Here is an 18485-nt window from a genome sequence, read left to right as displayed (position 1 = left end):
CCATCCTCTCCTGTTCTTTGGAGGGGATGTTACGCTTGGCCGCGCTCCGCCTGCAACCGCCTGGGCTACGGGATCAGAAAGGCAGCGGCGGCGCCTGGGCGGGCACGGCGACACCGCGCCAGCGCGCGACGGGGCGCACCGTCACGCCCTGCGCATCGCGCTGCCGCACGAGCAGGCTGGTGAGTTGCCGGCTGGTATCGCCGATCGTCACGCGGCTGCGCACCCAATAGATGTCGGAGGTGAAGCCCGCGATCGGCGGCAGCGGCGCCTGCTGTGCATCGAAATCGGCCTGGGTCAGCCAGCCGCGCCGCTTGCGCAGCTCGATCAGCCCATGCGCCGCCACCGGATTGTCAAGCATGATACCCAGCAGATCCTCGCTCACGCTGTTGACGTTGATCTTCGTGTCCCGATCCCGAGGCAGCGCGGTGACGAGGCCGGACAGGCGGGCGAGCAGCTCGGGCTTGAGCGCCGCCGCGCCACTCAGCGGGCCCAGATCGGAAATCGGACCGGACAGCCGAATATGAGTGATGGCCTGCGCGATCAGCTCGGGCTGGATGCCCAGCGCCGACCCGATCCGGCCGAACAGTTGCAACGCCGCCGGATCGTCCTTCATCAGCAGGTTCACGTTGAAGCGGCCCTGTGCATCGGCGATGGCGAGATCGAAGCTGCCGCCCTTGATCGGTGCCGCGCGCTCGGCAAGCGCGGCCCATGGCTCGCGGCTATTGTCGGTATCGAAGGCCACCAGCCCGTCGCGGCGCAGCGCCACGATCGCGGAAAGCTCGCCGCCATTCGCCGCCGCCTGCGCATGCGCCGCCTCGCTGAGCCGCGTCGCGCGCTGGAGCGCGCCATCCTCCGCCGTGATCATCAGCATCACGATCCCGCTCGCGATCGCGACGAACAGCAGCACATTGACGAGGATCATGCCGCGTTCGCCTTCCGGCCCGGCCGCTTTGCGCATGCCCCTCATGGCCGCGACGGCAAGGCAACGACACGGCGCAGCAGGCCGCTCGATCCCGGCCCGCCATCGAGCATGATGTCGACCGAGATGGCGGCGGGCCATGCCTGCGCCTGGTCCTGACCGGGCGGCCAGCGATCGAGCCAGCCCTGCCCCGGTTTATAATAGCGCCAATGCACCCCCGATACGTGCGTCAGCAGCCGCTGCGTGCCGCCCGTGCCGAGGCTGCGGCCGAGCGTGCCGCCGGCGAGCGCATAATGAACCGGCACGGGCAGGCCCGTCACCGACGCCATGTGCCGGCTGAAGGACAGCGTCTCGCTTGTCCCCACCACCGGCCCACGCGCGACCTGCTCGATATCGTTGGTCAGCACGAACATCGCCCGCTGCATGTCGCCCAGCCGTTCCAGCCGCCCGTCAGTGCGCGCACGGATGCCGAGCACGCTATCGACCAGCGCCACGCCTGCCAGCGCGATCAGGCCGAACAGGGCGAGCGAGATCATCAGTTCGATGAGCGTGAAGCCTGCCTCGCCCGCCCGCCTGCTCATGCCGAAGCACTGCGATCGACGGCGCTATAGCCCTCCGCGCCCGCAACGAGGATCGAAAGCTCGCGCACGCATGTCCCGTCCGCGCGGAAGCGCACCGCGCCCGTCACGCCCGGAAAGCCGGCACCGGCAAGCAGGCCCGCGCGATCGACCTGCCCTGCCGTCGCTAGCGACTTGGCGATGTTCGCCGCATCATAGGCAAGCGCCGCGATCGCGCCGGGCGCGCCGCCGTTGCGCGCCTGATGGTCGCGCGCGAACTGGGCGAAGGCGGCCGGATCGGGTGCCGCCAGCCATGCCCCCTCGATCGCGGCGAGCGATGCCGGCGCATGGTCCAGCGCCTGCATCGTGCCGAGCATCTGCACGCCGCTGCCCTTGAGCGCGCGGGCGGCGGCGATGAAGCCCGCCCCACCATCGGGCAGGAACAGCGCGTCGGGAAGCTCACCGCCATTGGCCTGGCTGAGCGCCGCCGCATCGGTCCCGGCGACGGTGATCAGGCTGATCCCGATCTCGCCCTGCAACCGCGTCGCCATTTCCGCCGCGGCGCGCGCCCAGTTCCCCTCGCCCGCCGGCATGGCGACGGTGCGGACACCGCGCTTGCGGGCATATTGGAGGATCGCGCCCGTCATCTGCGACGGCGTCAGCCCCAGCAGGAAGGCGCCGCTGTCGTGCAGCGAATCGTCATTGCTGAAGCTCAGCACGGGCACCCGCCCGCCGGCAGCGGCCAGCACCGGCCGCACTTCGGCAGCGAAGAGCGGCCCCAGGATCAGCTTCGCGCCGCGCCGGATCGCTTGCCGCGCGGCCGCCTGCGCGCCTTCCGCCGTGCCGCCCGTGTCAAACACGAAAAGCTGCGCGTCGCGCCCATCGATCGGTTGCGCAAGTGCGGCCGCCCGCTGCATGCTAAGGCCGAGTGCGGCGGATGCGCCGCTGAGCGGCACGAGCAAGGCAGCCGGCTGGCGCCGCTTCGACGCCGCCAAAGAGGGAACAGCGACGAGTGATGACATTGCGGACAGGAGAAGGCCCGACCCTGCAAGGCCCAGATATTGTCGCCGATCCATTTCCAATTCAGGCTCCTGTCGTCTCGCGCCGGCTGCAGCGCATCCTCATCTTCGCGTCGATCGGCCTCGGCACCTATCTGGCGGCGCTGGTCGCGACCGCGCCCGCCGCGCTCGTCCTGCCCCGCTCGGCCGGCTTCACCGATATTGGCGGCACGATCTGGAATGGCCAGGCCTCGGTGCCGGGCGGCGCCCGCCTCGGCTGGCGCTGGGCGCCGCTCCGCTCGATCGCCCGCCTCGGCTTCGCGCTCGATTGGCAGACAACCGGCCCCGGCAGCGATGTCGCGGGCCAGGCCCTTATCCGTGCCGATGGCGTGCTGCTCGAACAAGTGAGCGGCCAGGCCTCGGGCGCGCTGCTCGCCGCGATCGCGCCCGATCTGCCCTTCAGCTGCGATATGCCACTGAACATCGATCTGCGTCGCGCCGCGATCGGCGGTAAGGCGCAAGGCTTTACCGGCCAGATATTGAGCGATGCCGGCACTTGCGGGCTCAAGGCGGGCGGCGTCGCGACTGCGGTGGCGCCGCTCGTCGCGATCGCCGCGCAAGGGCCGGACCAAGGCAGCGAACTCACTCTCGCGCCGCAGGGCCAACGCCGGCGCAAGCTGATCGAGGGCAGCGTCTCGCCCGAAGGCCATCTCCGGCTGCGCGTCACGGCGGACGGCGCCGAAGCGCTGCCCTTCGCCTCCACGCCCGGCGGGCTGGTGCTGGAGACCAATCTGTAGGGCATCACATGCCCACCAGATTGTTGAGATTGATGATCGGCAGCAGGATGGCGAGCACCATCAGCAGCACCATGCCCCCCATCAGCAACAGCACCGCCGGCTCGACCAGCGAGACGAGCGTCGATACCAGCGCCTCCAGCTCGCGATCGAGCTCGGCGGCGGCGCGACCGAGCGCGGGGCCGAGCCGACCGCTGCTCTCCCCGCTCGCCACGATCGCGACCAACATCGACGGGAAGACCGCCGCCTCCGCCATCGCCGCCTGAAGACTGGCCCCTTCGCGCACGCGCATCGCCACCGTCTGCGCACGCGCGCGAATATGGCGGTTGGGGGTGACGGCGGCGGCGGCGTGGAGCGCATCCACCAGCGGCACGGAGCTTTGCACCAAAGTCGCGAGGCTGCTCGCGAAGCGCGCCGCATTATTCTGCCGGCTGAACCGCGCGATCGGCGGCGTGCGCGATAGGAAGGCATCCATCCTGAGGCGGTTGGCCGGCACGGCGAGCCAGCGTCCGCCGAAAAATCCACCGATGAACAGCAGGAGCAGGATGGCGAGGCCATAGCTTTGCGCGCCGGAGCTGAGCGCGATCAGCGCGCGCGTGAGGAAGGGCAGGTCCGCCCCGCGCGAAACGAACACCTTGACGATATCCGGCACCACATAGATCAGCAGCAGCACCATCATGCCCATCGAAACGACGCCCAGCAGCGCCGGATAGAGTAGAGCGAGCTGCACCTTCTGCTGGTTGCGATGCCGATTCTCGACGAAATCGGCGAGATGGGCGAGCACGTCCGCCAGCCTGCCCGAATGCTCGCCCGCCGCGACCGAGGCGCGGTAGAATTCGGGAAAGACCGAGGGATGATCGGCCAGCGCCCTCGCGAAGCTGCGCCCATCGAGAATCGCGCCCCGCACGTCGAGCAGCAGCGAATTGACCGCCGCCGCATCCGCCTGTGCCGCGACGAGACGCAACGCTTCCTCGATATTGATGTCGCTGCTCACCAGCGTCGAAATCTGCCGCGTCAGCGTCGCCAGCGCCCTGGCGCTCACCCTGGGACGGCGCAGCCTCGCCAGCGAGAAGGTCTTGCCAGTCGATACTGCCTTGCCCGCCGCCATCTCGACCGAGACGGGCAGCAGCGCGCGATCGCGGAGCGAGCGCCGCGCGGCGAGCGCGCTCGCCGCCTCGATCACGCCCTTGCGCTCGGCGCCCGCCGCATCGACCGCGCGATAGACAAAGGCGGGCATCAGCTATCGTCCCGCACGACGCGCGCCACTTCCTCGACCGAGCTGATCCCCTCGCGCAGCTTGGCGATGCCGTCATCGAGCAGGCTCGGTCCCAGTGCCCGCGCCGCCTGGGTCAGCGCCGCTTCGGACGCGCCGTCATGAATCAGTTCGCGGAAATGATCGTCGGCTGCGACCACCTCATAAAGCCCCGCGCGCCCGCGATAGCCCTCGCCATGGCAGGCCTCGCAGCCGACCGGCCGCCAGACCGGATCGCCCGCTGCCAGCGCGCGGCCGAGCAGCAGGCTGTCCGTCTCGCTCGCCCGGTCCGGCCGGCGGCAGGCGGGGCAGAGCCGGCGCACCAGCCGTTGCGCGATCAGCCCGACCACCATCGGCGCGAGCAGATAGCGTTCCACCCCCATGTCGATCAGCCGGGTGACGCTGCCGACCGCGCTGTTGGTGTGCAGCGTCGAAAGCACGAAATGGCCGGTCATGCTCGATCGGACGGCTACCTGCGCCGTCTCCTGATCGCGAATCTCGCCAACCATGATGACGTCCGGATCCTGGCGCAGGATCGCGCGCAGGCCGCGCGCGAAGGTGAGATCCGTCTTGGGATTGACCTGCGTCTGGCCGATCCCCTCCAGCTCATATTCGATCGGATCCTCGACCGTCATGATATTGCGCCGCCGGTCGTTCAGCCGGGTGAGCGCAGCATAGAGCGTCGTCGTCTTGCCCGATCCGGTGGGCCCGGTGACGAGCACGATGCCGTGCGGCCGTTCCAAAAGCTTGCCGAACAGCGCCACGTCGCGCGCCGACATGCCCAGACTCGAAAGGTCGAGCTGGGTCCCGCCTCGGTCGAGCAGGCGCAGCACGACGCGCTCGCCATATTGGGTCGGTATGGTGGAGACGCGCGCGTCGATATCATAGCCGCCGATGCGCAGCGTCACGCGCCCATCCTGCGGCACGCGCTTCTCGGCGATGTCGAGACGCGCCATCACCTTGATGCGGCTGACGAGCAGCGGCGCCAGCGCACGCCGGGGCTCCACCACGTCGCGCAGCACGCCATCGACGCGGAAGCGGACGATCAGCCGCTTCTCCTGCATCTCGACATGAATATCGGACGCGCCTTCCTTCACCGCCTCGAGCAGCAACGCGTTGATGAGGCGGATGACGGGCGAATCGTCGCGCTGGTCGAGCAGGTCGTCCACCTCCGCCACGCTGTCCGCCAGCGCCGCGAGATCGCTGTCGGCGGCGCCCGCAAGATCCGCCGCCTCGCTCGCGCTGTCGCGATATTCGGCGCGCAACGCCGCATCGAACGCCGCCTCGCCGACTTCCGCAAAGATCAGGCCCGGGCCGAACAGCCGCTGCACCTCCAGCATCGCCGGCAGCGCCATCGATGGCCTGTGCAGGCATTCATGCCCCCCGGCCACGGCCCGCACGACCAGCCCGTTCCGCTTGGCGAAACCATAAGGCAGCGTCGGCTGGGTGGCGGCGACGGCCGTGGCGTCCTCGATTACGTCCATTTCTTCCATCATTGGCTCAGCAGCAGTTCGGCGGTGACGAAGCCCGGCGCGGGCCGGCGATCGAGCCGCAGCGAGATCAGGCGCAGGCTGCTCGCCCGATCGAGCTCCGCCAGCCAGCGCATCAGCGACTCGTAGGAGGCATCGGCGATCACCAGCCGGGTCGCCCCATCCTCCTGCTCCATCTTCTGCACGGCAAGCCCGAACTGGCCGATGCTGGCATTGACGACGGTCGGAACGTCGCCCGTCAGCCGCCTGCCCTGATTTCCCAGATTGGGACCCGCGGCGCGCAGGCGGGTGGCGAGCGTCTCATAGGTGCGGATATCCGCCAGCGCCGTGGCGCGCGCCGCCAACACAGGGCGCACGACCAGTTGCATGATGAGGACGAGTGCTGCGACCGCACCGAGGATCGCCAGCAATCGCTGCTCGCGGCGGCTGCGTTCGCTCCACCACAAGGCGAGTCGCGCGAAATGGGGATCGAGCGCGGGCAGGCGCGGCGGCTTGAGCGGCTTCATCGCCCTGCTCCTTCCGGCTGGCGGACCATGATCCTGTCCCCCTCGCGCGTCGCGGCGAGGCCGGCTGCGGCGAGCGCCGCTTTCACCCGATCCGGATCCGCGCCCTCGCCTTCGGTCAGGTCCAGCATCAGCGAACCCTCGCTCTCGCCATAGGAAAGGCGGCGGACCGCTACCCCCCCGCCGACCGGTATAAGCGCCGCCGATGTCCGCGCGAGCAGCGGCAGGAAGCGCCCCGGCGCCGCCCCGCCCTCGGCCGGCAGCAAGTCGGTCGCGGCCGCGACCACATCCCCGTCGGGGGCAAGGCCGGGCGCCGCGGTCGCCAGCAGCGCGCGAACCTCCGCCTCGCGCTTCTGGGCGATATTAACGAGCGCGGCCGTATCGGCGGCCGCGATCGCGCCATGGGCGACCAGGCCGAGGGCCGCGACCGTGCCGATCCGCCGCCACGGTCCCTTCGCCCCGCCACGGCGCCGCGCATAGCCGCCCTGCCGCAGATCGAGCGGGAGATCGAGCGGCGACTCGGCCGGCCTCTCCGGCAGGGTGTCCGTTCCCTCGCCCATCATCTCCGGCGGCAGCGCCGCGCCATGCGCGATGCAGGTTGGGCGGCCGGCGGCGATCCATGCGGTCCTGAGCTGAGTCTCGGGCAGGGCAAAGCCGATGCCGTCGCCGGTGCGGACGCAGGCGCGCCCCTCGGCGAGGTCGACCAGCCACTGCCCCGCGCCGGGCCGTGGCAGGAGCAGCGCATCGGGCACCAGCGCGGCATGGCCAAGGCCCGCCGCCTCCAGCCGTTCCAGCCAGGCCGCCATCATCTCATGACGGATGATCCCCACCAGATAGCGCCGGGGCTCCAGCTCCGCGCCCATCGCGACATGCACCGCCTCGATCCGGTCGGCCAGCCTGTCCTCGATCGCGAAAGGCAGCGCCTCCACCCGCTTGCGCCGCGATACGATCGGCAGATCTACGGCCAGCATCAGCACATGTTCGGACGGGACGAGGACGGTCGGCCGCCCGCCCGGCGCCTCGCTTATGGCCACTATCCGCTCGCCCCGGAACGACCAGAGCCCGCCCGCGTTGCGCACCTTCGAGATTGTCGATGCGGCAAGGCGTGCATGCAATCGTGAATGCTGTAATATTAGTTTCATCGCAGCGCCCCAATAGCAGCCGTCATGATCATGTTTCGGAAACAATTTTGTGACAATTCCGTGAAAGAACGGCGTTCGCACCCGAATCGGGAGGCGGGCCTGACGCTCGTCGAAATGATCGTGGTGCTCGCGATCATCGCGCTCGTCGCCGCCCTGATCGTGCCCAACGTGATCGGCCGCCCGGACGAGGCGCGCGTCACCGTCGCCAACACGGATCTGCGCACCATCTCGGCCGCGCTGAAAATGTATCGCCTCGACAATGGCGACTATCCGACGACCGAGCAAGGGCTCGCCGCCTTGTCAGAAAAGCCGACCACCGGGCCGATCCCGTCCAACTGGTCGGCCGAAGGTTATCTGGCGCAGGTGCCGGTCGATCCCTGGGGCCGGCCCTATGTCTATAGCAGCCCGGGCAAGGAAGGTGGATTCGACCTTCTATCCTATGGCAAGGACGGCAAGCCCGGCGGAGAGGGACTCGACGCGGATCTGACGGACCGACGACGCTGATGCCTGCCAGGGGAGGCGAAACCGGCATGACGCTGGTCGAGATGCTGGTCGTTCTGGCCATCATCGGCGTTATGGCGAGCGCCACGGTGCTCGGCATGGGCGCCGCGTCACGCGGAGCAAACGTCGCCGCCGAGGCGCAGCGACTCGCCTCCCGGCTGCGGCTTGCGGCGGATGATGTGATGGTGAGCGACCGGCCGATCGCTTTGTCCTGGAATGCCAGGGGCTATGCCTTCCTTGCCTGGGACGGTCGCGGCTGGCGCCCCGGCTCGGGCGAAAGCTACGCGCCGCACCAGCTGCCCACCGGAATCTCGCTCGACATGGGCCAGCGGAGCGGGCCGCTTCCTATCGGCGTCGATGGCGCTGGCCTGCCCTTTGCGGCCCGACTGAAGGGCCCGAGAGAAAGCTGGACGGTCGCCTATGACGGGCTGAACGTCAGCGTCACGCCGGTGCCCGCGACATGAGCCGGGCGCCGCAGGAAGAGGGATTTTCGCTGGTCGAGGCGCTCGTCGCGCTGCTGATCCTGGCGATCGCGACCGTAGGTCTGGTGCGCGCGGCCGAGGCGCATATCGATTCGATCCGGGGACTGGAACGGCGCGCCGCCGCTTTGTGGGTGGCGGAGAACCGGCTGGTCGAGCTCGGCCTGCCCGGCGCGGCAGCACAGAATGGCGAGGTCGAGATGCTCGGCCGCAAATGGCAGGTCGTAGCCACGCGCAGCGGCACGGATGATCCCGATCTCGGCGCTGTCAGCGTCGCCGTCAGCCTCCCTGGTGAATCCAGCCCGGTCGTTACGCTCGACGGCTTCGTCGATGCCGGCAGCACCACGCCATGACGCCGCGCCGGGCAGAGCTTGCCGCAAATCTCTTCACGGGCGCGGTGATCGCCTCCGTCGCCGTGGCGCTTGCCGGGCTCAGCTGGCGGCTGACGACGGGCGCCAGCCCGGCATCGGACGCAACCGCCCCGCTCGCCGCCGCGCCCGCCCGCCCGCCGGTCGATGCGGCGCCGATCATAGCGCTCGCCCCCTTCGGCCGGCCCTCGGTCGCCGCACAGCCGACCAGCCTGCCGCTCGCGCTGCGCGGGATATTGCTCGCCGCACCACGCAGCGCCTCCACCGCGCTGATCGCGCCCAGCGGCGGCGGCACGTCGATTGCCTATAGGGTCGGCCAGGCCGTGCCGGGCGGTGCCACGGTGGAGGCGATCGCGATCGATCATGTCATATTGGCGATAGGCGGCCGGCGCGAGCTGCTCGCCCTCCCCAAGCCCTCGGGCGGAACGAGGACGGCCGCCGCTACGGCTGCCGCTACGACCGCCCCCACCCCGCCGCCGCCGTCCGCAAGCCCGCCTCCGCCGCCTTCCTCCCGGCCGCCCCTCGAAAGTCCGGGCTATCGCGTCGGCGAGGATCTTCCACCCGCCCTGCGTCAGGCCGGGCTGCAACCCGGCGACGTGATCGAGCGGGTCAATGGCACGCTGCTGAGCAATGCCGCGCGCGACAGGGAGCTTCTCGTCGCCGCCGCGCTGGCCGGCAGCGCGCGGATCGACCTGCTGCGCGACGGCAAACGCATCACCCTGTCCCTTTCGCTGCGCTGAGGATCCAAAGTGCGCCGCATCTCCCGTTTCTGCACCCTCGCCCTGATGGCTTCGACCATCCTCGCCGTACCCGCCCAGGCCCAGGCGCCCGTCGCCGACGTCGTGGTCAATATGCGCGCGGTGGAGATTGCCGACGTCGCCGAACAGATTTCGCGCATCACCGGGCGCACGCTGATCCTCGATCCGGGGGTGAAGGGCGTGGTCAACGTCACCTCCGCCGAGCCGCTCAGCGTCGATGGCGTATGGGATCTGTTCCAGTCGGTGCTGCGCGTCCATGGCTTCGCCGCGGTCAAGAGCGGCCGCGCCTGGCGGATCATCCCCCAGGCATCGGCGATCCGCGATGCCGGCTCGGGTGGCGGCCGCCTCGGTGGCCAGGACGTGGTCACGCGCCTCATTCGGCTGCGCAATGTGCCGGCGGACGCGGCGGCGCGCATGTTCCGCCCGCTGGTCGCCTCCTTCGGCAATATCGAATCGATGCCCAGCCCCAATGCCATCGTCGTCACCGATTTCGCCGAGAATGTGCGGCGGATCGAGCGGCTCGCTTTGTCGCTCGACAGCGGCGGCGGGGCAGCCTTCGACAGCATCAGCCTGCGCCATGCCAATGCGCGCGACGTCGCGACCGCGATCCAGGGCGTGATGGGCGAGGGCAATGCACCGGGCAGCGCGCGCGTCGTGGCGGACGAGCGCAGCAATATCGTCCTCGTCCGCGGCGAGCCCGCCATGCTCGCCGAGGCGCGCCGCCTCGCCCGCATGCTGGACCAGCCCGGCGGCGCCACGCCCATCACGCGCATGTTCCGCCTCAGCAATGGTGATGCCGAAGCCGTGACGGAGGTGCTTCGCGGGATCATGGGCGAGACGGGTGGTGCCACCAATCCGGTCGCGCGCAGCCTGGCCGGCGGGCGCGCCACGCTCGGCAAGCGCCCGCTCCCCGATAATGCGCAGGCTAGCGCGCTCGCGGCTGCGGGCGCGCCCGAGACCGCCGCCGCCCCGGCCGTCGCGGCCGCATCCGCTTCGGCCGATCGCGGTGCGAACGGCTTTTCGACGCCCGACCTCACCGTCCAGCCCGCGCCCGAGCTCAACGCGATCGTTGTGCGCGGTACGCCGGCGGCAATCGCCGCGATCGAGCCGCTGATCGCCGACCTCGACGTGCGCCGCCCGCAGGTGATGATCGAGGCGGCAATCGTCGAGATCACCGGCGACGAGGCGGAGGCGCTGGGCATCCAGCTCGGCCTCGGCGGCGCGGCGCTCGATCAGGCGGATGGCGCGGCTACCTCCTTCAGCAATCTCGGCCTGCCGCTGCGCAACATCCTCGCCGCGATCGGCGCGCCCGCTGCGGCCGCGCTGCTGCCGGACGGGCTGTCCGCCAATGTCGGCGTGACGAATGATTTCAGCATCCTCGTCCAGGCGCTCGGCCAGTCGACCAAGGCGAACCTGCTTTCGACGCCGAGCCTGACGACGCTCGACAATGAGCCCGCCGAGATCGTCGTCGGCCAGAATGTGCCCTTCCGCACCGGCAGCTTCACGACCGAGGGCAATACCACCAATCCCTTCACCACGATCGAGCGCGAGGATGTCGGCATCACGCTGCGCGTCGTGCCGCGCGTGCATCAGGGCGATGTGGTGCGGCTGGAGGTGGCGCAGGAAGTCTCCTCGCTGGTCAACACCACCGTCGCCGGCGCGGCGGACCTCATCACCAACCGCCGCAGCATCCAGACGACCGTACTCGCGGACAATGGCGAGACGATCGTGCTCGGCGGCCTCATCACCGATGATCGCGCGACCACCAGGAGCCAGGTCCCCGTGCTCGGCAATGTCCCGCTGGTGGGCGAGCTCTTCAAGAGCCGGCGCGAGAGCCAGACCAAGCGCACGCTGTTCGTCTTCCTGCGCCCGACCATCCTGCGCGATCGCGCGGCCGCGGCCGCGGCGACGCAGGGCAAATATGCCCGGCTGCGCAGCGACGAGGCCGATCTTGGCAAGCGCAGCACCCTGCTGCTCGAGCCCCCCGGCCCCCGCCTGACGGTGGAGCTGCCCGGCATCTATTGAGACTGGGGCATGGGCGGGCGCAGTCGGCGCCCGCCCATGCCCGCAGCGCCGCCAAAGCGTTTTCCCCCAATCGCGCTCACCCTGAGCTTGTCGAAGGGTGCATCCCGAGCGCGGCGGTTCAATCCAGGCGGACATGCTCCAGCAGCCAGACCGGCCAGGCCGCGAGCGCGAGGAACAGGCCGAAGGGCAGCCGCGATGTCGCCTCCACCTTGCGCCCGCGGAGCATGAGCAGCAGCACGACGGCAATTCCCATCAGGCTCGCCACGAGCAGCACCGAAGGCAGCGCCCGCCATCCGAGCCATGCGCCGATCGCGGCGAACAGCTTGGGATCGCCCCCGCCCAGCCCCGTCCGCCCGCGCAGTAGCCGATAGCCGGCGGCGATCCACCGCAGCAGCAGGAAGCCGCCCGCCGCACCGATCACGCGCTCCGTCAGCGCCGGCTCCGCGCCCGCCAGCCCCGCCGCCAGCCCCAGCCCCACCAGCGGCAAGGTCAGCTTGTCCGGCAGCCACAGATGCTCGAAATCGAGCACCGCGAGCGCGAGCAGCACCCATCCGAAGAGCGCGCCCGCCAGCCCCGCCCAGCCCGGCAGCGCTACCAGTGCCGCCGCGCCGATCAGGCCGGATGCGAGCTCGATCGCAGGATGGCGTCGGTCGATCCGCCGGCCGCAGCGGCGGCAGCGCCCAGCCTGCATCACATAGCTCAAAAGCGGCACCAGCTCATGCGCCCTGAGCGGCGCCGCACATCCGTCGCATTGCGAGCGGCCCTGCGCGATCGAGCGGCCGGCGGGCCAGCGGACGACGATCGTCGCCAGGAACGAACCCGCAATCGCGCCGAGCAGCAGCCCGATCAGGCCCCGCAGCCAGGGCGCGGCGAGGATCAGCGGATCAGCCATCCACCGCCGCGGCCGGTGGCGCGATCTCCTCGACCGACAGCGCATAGCCCCAGGATCTGACGGTGCGGATCAGGTCGCGTGCGCCCGCCGCGGCCAGTGCCGCGCGCAGCGTGCGGACATGCGAGTCGATCGACCTGTCCGATCCCTCGCCCGCCGGCCAGCCGGCATGCGCCCTGATGTCGGCGCGCGACAGGATCGTCTCGGGCCGTTCGAGGAAGACGCGCAGCAGCTGGAACACCATCGGCCTGAGCGGGACCATCCGGCCCTGGTGGAACAGCTTGATCTGGTCCACATCCATTTCCAGGCCGGCATAGCGCAAGCGGGCATCTTCCTTCGGCATATGGTAGCGGCGCAGCAATGTGCGGATGCGTAGCGCGAGCGCGTGCGCGGTAAAAGGCTCGACGATGCAATCGTCCGCCCCCTCCTCGATACAGGCGATGCGCAGCAGCTCCAGCTCGCGCGCGAGGACGACGATGATCGCCATTTCCGGCCCCGGCACCAGCATGCGTAGCGCGCGGCAGAAATCGAGCCGCCCGAGCGAGGAGGACATACGACCCACCACCACGGCCGCCGGCCGGCCGGTCGCGACCGCCTCATAGGCGGCATGGCCGTCATCCACCATGTCGACCGCAAATCCCTCGCGCGCCAGATCGGGCGCGAGATAGGAGAGGATCGATGCGTCACGCTCTACAAGCAAGATCTTATTGCGCATATCCGGAGACGAGACCTGTTCTTGCCATCGGGATCGCCGCTGGCGGCAGGCATCAGTCTTCGTCCGCAGGCATGACCTTCACGGAAACGAAATAGAACTGCAATCCCCCCTTAGCGGCTTCGTCATTGTTAAATTGGGTAGATTACAATTCTGCGACTGGCGCGGAACGACATGCGATAAATTGCGTCTTGTGAAAGACTTCGTGGCGATGGAGAGATCGGCCGCATTTGCGGGAGCCCCGCTGCCGTCGCCGCGCGTTGCCACGAGCGCAGAGGGCAACGGCCATGTTGCTGTGACGGCTTCGTAATAACTCATATATGGACGCAGCCAGCTTGCCTGAGCATCGCGCCGAAGTCGGATCGCTCTGGACTTCTGCATGAAGCGGATATCCAGCAAATATCTACCAAATCGATTTACGACGCATTGCACTATCGCACCCTGTGCAACAGCGGACAATCGACGTGGCCTAATAGCCATAATGCAGCATGACCGCTTGCGACGCGATCGCCAGCGCGACTTCTACCTCTATATTGAACGAAAACTTATCCCATGCGTTACAACGAAATAATGCGCATCTTCAGAATTTTTTCCGCTTGCATGATTGCAATGCTGGCCGTTTTGACAACGGCTTGTGCTCCGACATCCGAAGCGCCGCGCGAAGGCGGTCCAGGCACACCGCAGTGGCGATCAGCGATTCACTACACGCCGCAACGCAACTGGATGAACGACCCCAACGGACTGGTCTACCATCAAGGCCTGTACCATCTGTTCTACCAGTTCAACCCGAATGCCAATATGTGGGGCGATATGTCGTGGGGACACGCCACCAGCCGCGATCTGATCCACTGGATGGAACAGCCGGTCGCGATGCGCGTGAACCCGGCCGAGGAGATATTTTCCGGCTCGATCGTCGTCGATGCGCACAACACATCCGGACTGGGCGACGCGCGTTCGGCGCCGCTCGTCGCGCTTTACACGAGCGCGTACAAGGCCGGCTCCGGCCATGAGCCCGGCACCCAGGCGCAGTCGCTTGCCTACAGCACCGATGATGGCCGGACATGGCGGCAATATGCGCGCAATCCGGTGCTCACCCTCAACCCGGAATCGAAACATTTTCGCGACCCAAAAGTATCCTGGTACGCACCGGGCGGCCACTGGCTGATGACCACCGTCGTCGCCGACGCGCACGTCGTGAAGATGTACCGCTCGCACAACCTGATCGACTGGGAATTCCTCAGCGATTTCACGCTGCCCGGCATCCCCCATCAAGGCGCGCTCTGGGAAATGCCGGATCTGTTTCCGCTGCCACTCGACGGCGATAGCCGCAAGCAGAAGTGGGTGATGATCGTCAGTGTCAATCCATGGTCGATCGCGGGCGGCTCCGGCGTGATGTATTTCGTCGGCCACTTCGACGGCCGCACGTTCACGCCGGACCATGTGGCGCCGGCCGGCTCGGATCCTGCCGCGTACCAGTGGCTCGACCATGGCGCCGACTATTATGCGGCCAGCACGTTCGCCAATGCGCCGGACGGCCAGGCGATCACGATCGGCTGGATGAGCAACTGGGACTATGCGGCGCAAATCCCGACCTCGCCATGGCGGGGCGCCATGGCGCTGCCCCGCCTGCTCGCGCTGAAGACCATTGACGGAATGCCGCGGCTCACATCCGCGCCGGTCGCGCAATATAGGTCCTTCGTGCGCGGCCATGCGGCGACGCATGTGAACGCTCTGACAGTATCGTCGGCAACCCGCGAACTCGCTCCGGCCACGCGCGGCATCGTGCAGAACATCGACGTGACGATCAGCCCGCATTCGGCCCAGCGTGCCGGTCTCATCGTGCGCGGCTCGGCCGATGGCGAGACGGGCACGCGGATCTTCTACGACACCGCGAACCGGACCTTGACGCTCGATCGTTCGAGGTCCGGCCACACCGAGTTCTCGAACAAGTTCAGCAAGCAGCACATCGTCAATATACCGCTGGAGAATGGGAAGCTGCACCTTACCGTGGTGGTCGACCGGAATTCGGTGGAAGTATTTACGGGCAGCGGCACCGCCATCACGGATCTTATCTTTCCGACACCCGACGACGATCGCGTTTCGGTCTTCGCCGACAATGGCGAGGCGACGTTCATCGATATGACGATCACCCGCCTCGCTGATCCGCACGGTTCGAAACAGTAGCGCCAAACGCTGGCACGAAAGCGGGACTCCACCCAACGCATCGCATGCGGGATCTACGGCAAGACCGTGCCCGGTTCTCTCTACGCTCAATGCCCTCCGATCAGGCAGGCAGCGTTGCGAGCGCTCAGTATATCGCGAACGTCAAGCTGTACGGGATGACAGCCGCGACTCGATAAATGGGCGCGATTTCAAACTATGCGCGCAATTCGACCGATGCCGGCAATCCGGCAAATCGCCCAAAGTCTATCCCGCCACAATTAATCGATTAACACATGCGAGTTTGCATCATTTACTTGCATTATTCACTGTACGTGCTTCGCGTAAACTTACGGATCACCACACCTCATTTTATAGGGGGTAAATGACGCTATAAGGACGCCAGATCTTGTCTGAAAGGCAAGATCTTATCTGGGAGACAAAAACCTTATCCAGGAGACAAAGGATGTTATATCGCCGCTCTCCACCAACCCGAGCCGCGCATTCCCATCTGCTGACCAGCGCGGCTTCCATCGCACTTCTCGCCATCGTCGCGACACCCGCCCAGGCGCAAGTCCCGGCACCGACGCCGCATTCCCAGCAGGCCTTCGATCCGGCCGCCAACTTCACCGCCCGATGGACGCGGGCCGATGCCCGCCAGATCGAGGCCATATCCCGGCCGACCCCGGTGGGAGGGAATTCGCTGCCGCCGGAACTCACCATGCCGAACATCCCTGCGGACTTCCCTGAGACCAATCCCGATGTCTGGGTCTGGGATAGCTGGCCGCTCGCCGACATGCAGGCGGAGCAGCTCAGCTTCCAGGGCTGGGAGGTGATTTTCGCGCTCACCGCCGACCGCCACGCCGGCTATACGTTCGATGAGCGGCACTTGAATGCCNCCACGCCGGCTATACGTTCGATGAGCGGCACTTGAATGCCCGCCTCGGCTTCTTCTACCGCAAGGCCGGCATTCCTGCGTCGCAGCGGCCCGCCAACGGCGGATGGATCTATGGCGGCCATCTGTTCCCGGACGGCGCGAGCGCCAGGATCTTCCGCCCCGACGTGCCGGTCAGGCAAAATCCCGAATGGTCCGGCTCGACCCGGCTGACCAGGGGCAATAATGTCAGCGTCTATTACTCAGCGCTGGCGTTCAACAGAGAGACCCCGACCAGCCCGGATATTACACCAGCGGTTGCGATCATCGCACGCGCGGACGGCCATATCCACGCGGACGCCAACCGGGTGTGGTTCACCGGCTTCGACAAGCATCTGCCCCTTCTGGAGCCCGACGGCGTCTGGTATCAGACTGGCCAGCAAAATTTTTTCTACAATTTCCGCGATCCCTATGTGTTCGTCGATCCGGCGCGTCCGAACGAGACCTATATGGTGTTCGAGGGCAATACCGCCGGCCCGCGCGGGGCGCCCACATGTACGGCCGAAGATCTCGGCTATGCCCCCGGCGACCCGTCCGCGGAGTCTGTGGAGGCGGTGAATGCTTCAAGCGCGGTAGTGCATAAGGCGAATGTCGGCCTCGCGATCGCGACGAACCGTCAGCTCACCGAATGGAAGTTCCTCCCGCCGATCCTGTCCGCGAACTGCGTGAACGATCAGACCGAGCGGCCACAAATCTATCTGGCCAACGGCAAGTACTATCTGTTCACGATCACCCATCGTCATACCTATGCGACCGGCGTCGACGGGCCGGACGGGGTGCTGGGCTTCGTCGGCAACGGCATTCGCAGCGACTTCCTGCCGATGAACCATGGAAGCGGCCTGGTGCTCGGCAACCCGACCGACCTCACCCAGCCGGTCGGCACTCCGGCTGCGCTGCACCCGAACCAGAATCCGCGGACATTCCAGTCCTATTCGCATTATGTGATGCCGGGCGGCCTGGTCACCTCCTTCATCGACGCGATCGGCCCGCGGCGCGGCGGATCGGAGGCGCCGACCGTGAAGATCAATATCGGCCTCACGGAGACTGCGATTGACCGGACCTATGGCAATAACGGCCTGGGCGGCTACGGCGATATCCCAGCCACCCAGCCGGCTCGCGGCCCAGCCGGTCCTCGGCCAGAGCGTGGGCAATGAAGGAGGCAGGGCACCATAAGCTGGCCTGATTTTTACAGGGTGAGCGGCATAGCCCTACGCCACCCGTCTCGATCCGGGTGCGGCCTCATGGCCGCACCTGTCATGCCTTGCGACTGGCGCGGAACGACATGCGATAAATTGCTTCTTGTGAAAGACTTCGCGCCGATGCATCGCCCCCCTGTCATCCGGGAGGGCATTCGATGAACGGCACCGCGATGGAGCGATCGGCCGCCTTCGCGGGGGCACAGCGCCTGCCCTCTTCCAAGCTCGAACTGTTCATCCGGCGCGATTTCCTGACGCCCGACGAATGTGCCGGGCTGATCGATGCGATCGACGCGGGGCGGCGGCCTTCGCTGATCGCGGACGATCAGGGTGATGCGCTGTTCCGTACCAGCGAGACCTGCGATCTCGATCCGGCCGCGCCGCTCATCGCCACGATCGATGCGCGCATCGCCGCATTCGCCGGGCTCGATCCTCTGCATGGCGAGCCGATGCAGGGCCAGCGCTATGCGGTCGGCCAGGAATTCAAGCTCCATACCGACTATTTCGAGCCGACCGGCCTCGATTATGCGCGTTTCTGCGCGGAGACTGGGCAGCGCACCTGGACGGTGATGATCTATCTGAACCAACCCGATGCGGGCGGCGCCACCCGCTTCAAGGTGCCGGACAAGATCGTCCAGCCGGAAACGGGCAAGCTCCTATGCTGGAACAATCTGCTCCCCGATGGGCGGCCCAATCCGGCGACTTTGCATCAGGGAATGAAGGTGCGCCGCGGCGTCAAATATATCGTCACCAAATGGTATCGCGAACGCCCGCGGCCGAAATGACGACGGCGCGGCCCCCGTGAAGG

Annotated in this window: 19 protein-coding genes; 10 read left to right on the top strand and 9 right to left on the bottom strand. The window is 67.6% G+C overall.

Going from position 1 to position 18485, the window contains the following annotated elements; translation table 11 throughout:
• Nucleotides 1–73: 73 nt before the first annotated feature.
• From CLG96_RS11910 to CLG96_RS11900, 3 genes are read right to left on the bottom strand one after another with little or no spacing between them, the layout of a single operon-like run.
• Entirely contained in the window at nucleotides 74–958 is an 885-nt protein-coding gene (locus CLG96_RS11910) for a type II secretion system minor pseudopilin (RefSeq protein ID WP_107968211.1), read from the bottom strand.
• Nucleotides 959–963: 5 nt separating this feature from the next.
• The gene (locus tag CLG96_RS11905) at nucleotides 964–1500 is read right to left on the bottom strand and encodes a type II secretion system protein GspJ (protein ID WP_107968210.1); all 537 of its coding nucleotides are present in this window, start codon (nucleotides 1498–1500) and stop codon (nucleotides 964–966) included.
• Nucleotides 1497–2432, bottom strand: coding sequence for an ABC transporter substrate-binding protein (locus CLG96_RS11900; protein ID WP_243395789.1), 936 nt, complete (start codon nucleotides 2430–2432; stop codon nucleotides 1497–1499). Before CLG96_RS11900 ends, CLG96_RS11905 begins: the two co-directional genes overlap by 4 nt.
• A gap of 59 nt (nucleotides 2433–2491) precedes the next feature.
• Between CLG96_RS11900 and CLG96_RS11895 the strand changes: the two genes are divergently transcribed.
• Entirely contained in the window at nucleotides 2492–3271 is a 780-nt protein-coding gene (locus CLG96_RS11895) for a hypothetical protein (RefSeq protein WP_133175395.1), read from the top strand.
• Between the two features lie 4 nt (nucleotides 3272–3275).
• On the opposite strand, the gene CLG96_RS11890 is transcribed toward CLG96_RS11895, so the two are convergent.
• The 4 genes from CLG96_RS11890 to gspL are packed head-to-tail and all read right to left on the bottom strand — an operon-like array spanning nucleotide 3276 to nucleotide 7628.
• Nucleotides 3276–4505 carry a type II secretion system F family protein gene (locus CLG96_RS11890; protein ID WP_107968207.1) on the bottom strand — a complete coding sequence of 410 codons (1230 nt, stop codon included), beginning with the start codon at nucleotides 4503–4505 and terminating at the stop codon, nucleotides 3276–3278.
• A complete protein-coding gene (gspE, locus tag CLG96_RS11885) occupies nucleotides 4505–6013 on the bottom strand; it encodes a type II secretion system ATPase GspE (protein ID WP_423828205.1) in 1509 nt (502 codons plus the stop codon). The genes CLG96_RS11890 and gspE overlap by 1 nt, the downstream gene beginning before the upstream one ends.
• Nucleotides 6013–6516, bottom strand: a complete 504-nt coding sequence (locus tag CLG96_RS11880) for a type II secretion system protein M (protein WP_107968206.1) — start codon at nucleotides 6514–6516, stop codon at nucleotides 6013–6015. Before CLG96_RS11880 ends, gspE begins: the two co-directional genes overlap by 1 nt.
• Entirely contained in the window at nucleotides 6513–7628 is a 1116-nt protein-coding gene (gene gspL, locus CLG96_RS11875) for a type II secretion system protein GspL (protein ID WP_165799636.1), read from the bottom strand. Before gspL ends, CLG96_RS11880 begins: the two co-directional genes overlap by 4 nt.
• Before the next feature lie 87 nt (nucleotides 7629–7715).
• On the opposite strand from gspL, the gene gspG reads away from it, so the two are divergent.
• Genes gspG through gspD form a run of 5 tightly spaced genes read left to right on the top strand, consistent with a single transcriptional unit; the run spans nucleotide 7716 to nucleotide 11786 of the window.
• On the top strand, nucleotides 7716–8159 hold the full coding sequence (gene gspG, locus CLG96_RS11870; RefSeq protein WP_279330659.1) for a type II secretion system major pseudopilin GspG: 444 nt from the start codon (nucleotides 7716–7718) through the stop codon (nucleotides 8157–8159).
• Nucleotides 8159–8620 (top strand): prepilin-type N-terminal cleavage/methylation domain-containing protein, encoded by a 462-nt coding sequence (locus CLG96_RS11865; protein ID WP_107968203.1) that lies wholly within the window; start codon nucleotides 8159–8161, stop codon nucleotides 8618–8620. The genes gspG and CLG96_RS11865 overlap by 1 nt, the downstream gene beginning before the upstream one ends.
• Nucleotides 8617–8988, top strand: a complete 372-nt coding sequence (gene gspI, locus CLG96_RS11860) for a type II secretion system minor pseudopilin GspI (protein ID WP_107968202.1) — start codon at nucleotides 8617–8619, stop codon at nucleotides 8986–8988. Before CLG96_RS11865 ends, gspI begins: the two co-directional genes overlap by 4 nt.
• Nucleotides 8985–9743, top strand: coding sequence for a type II secretion system protein N (locus tag CLG96_RS11855; protein WP_107968201.1), 759 nt, complete (start codon nucleotides 8985–8987; stop codon nucleotides 9741–9743). Before gspI ends, CLG96_RS11855 begins: the two co-directional genes overlap by 4 nt.
• 9 nt (nucleotides 9744–9752) lie before the next feature.
• Nucleotides 9753–11786, top strand: a complete 2034-nt coding sequence (gspD, locus tag CLG96_RS11850; protein WP_243395756.1) for a type II secretion system secretin GspD — start codon at nucleotides 9753–9755, stop codon at nucleotides 11784–11786.
• 118 nt (nucleotides 11787–11904) lie between these two features.
• On the opposite strand, the gene CLG96_RS11845 is transcribed toward gspD, so the two are convergent.
• The gene (locus CLG96_RS11845) at nucleotides 11905–12678 is read right to left on the bottom strand and encodes a prepilin peptidase (RefSeq protein WP_107968199.1); all 774 of its coding nucleotides are present in this window, start codon (nucleotides 12676–12678) and stop codon (nucleotides 11905–11907) included.
• Nucleotides 12671–13375, bottom strand: coding sequence for a response regulator transcription factor (locus CLG96_RS11840; protein ID WP_165799635.1), 705 nt, complete (start codon nucleotides 13373–13375; stop codon nucleotides 12671–12673). Before CLG96_RS11840 ends, CLG96_RS11845 begins: the two co-directional genes overlap by 8 nt.
• Before the next feature lie 564 nt (nucleotides 13376–13939).
• On the opposite strand from CLG96_RS11840, the gene CLG96_RS11835 reads away from it, so the two are divergent.
• The 4 genes from CLG96_RS11835 to CLG96_RS11825 all read left to right on the top strand — a co-directional run bounded on the left by CLG96_RS11835 (nucleotide 13940) and on the right by CLG96_RS11825 (nucleotide 18462).
• Nucleotides 13940–15571: a glycoside hydrolase family 32 protein gene (locus tag CLG96_RS11835; RefSeq protein WP_107968197.1), complete on the top strand. Its 1632-nt coding sequence runs from the start codon at nucleotides 13940–13942 to the stop codon at nucleotides 15569–15571.
• A gap of 442 nt (nucleotides 15572–16013) precedes the next feature.
• Nucleotides 16014–16481 (top strand): glycoside hydrolase family 68 protein, encoded by a 468-nt coding sequence (locus tag CLG96_RS18995; protein WP_207796679.1) that lies wholly within the window; start codon nucleotides 16014–16016, stop codon nucleotides 16479–16481.
• Nucleotides 16478–17635 (top strand): glycoside hydrolase family 68 protein, encoded by a 1158-nt coding sequence (locus tag CLG96_RS11830; protein ID WP_207796678.1) that lies wholly within the window; start codon nucleotides 16478–16480, stop codon nucleotides 17633–17635. Before CLG96_RS18995 ends, CLG96_RS11830 begins: the two co-directional genes overlap by 4 nt.
• Before the next feature lie 200 nt (nucleotides 17636–17835).
• On the top strand, nucleotides 17836–18462 hold the full coding sequence (locus tag CLG96_RS11825) for a prolyl hydroxylase family protein (protein ID WP_107968196.1): 627 nt from the start codon (nucleotides 17836–17838) through the stop codon (nucleotides 18460–18462).
• Nucleotides 18463–18485: the final 23 nt, after the last annotated feature.

The sequence above is a fragment of the Sphingomonas oleivorans genome (assembly GCF_003050615.1).
Lineage (GTDB): Bacteria > Pseudomonadota > Alphaproteobacteria > Sphingomonadales > Sphingomonadaceae > Sphingomonas_H > Sphingomonas_H oleivorans.
The sequence above is the reverse complement of the archived record's forward strand: the minus strand, read 5'-3'. Positions and strand labels throughout refer to the sequence as shown.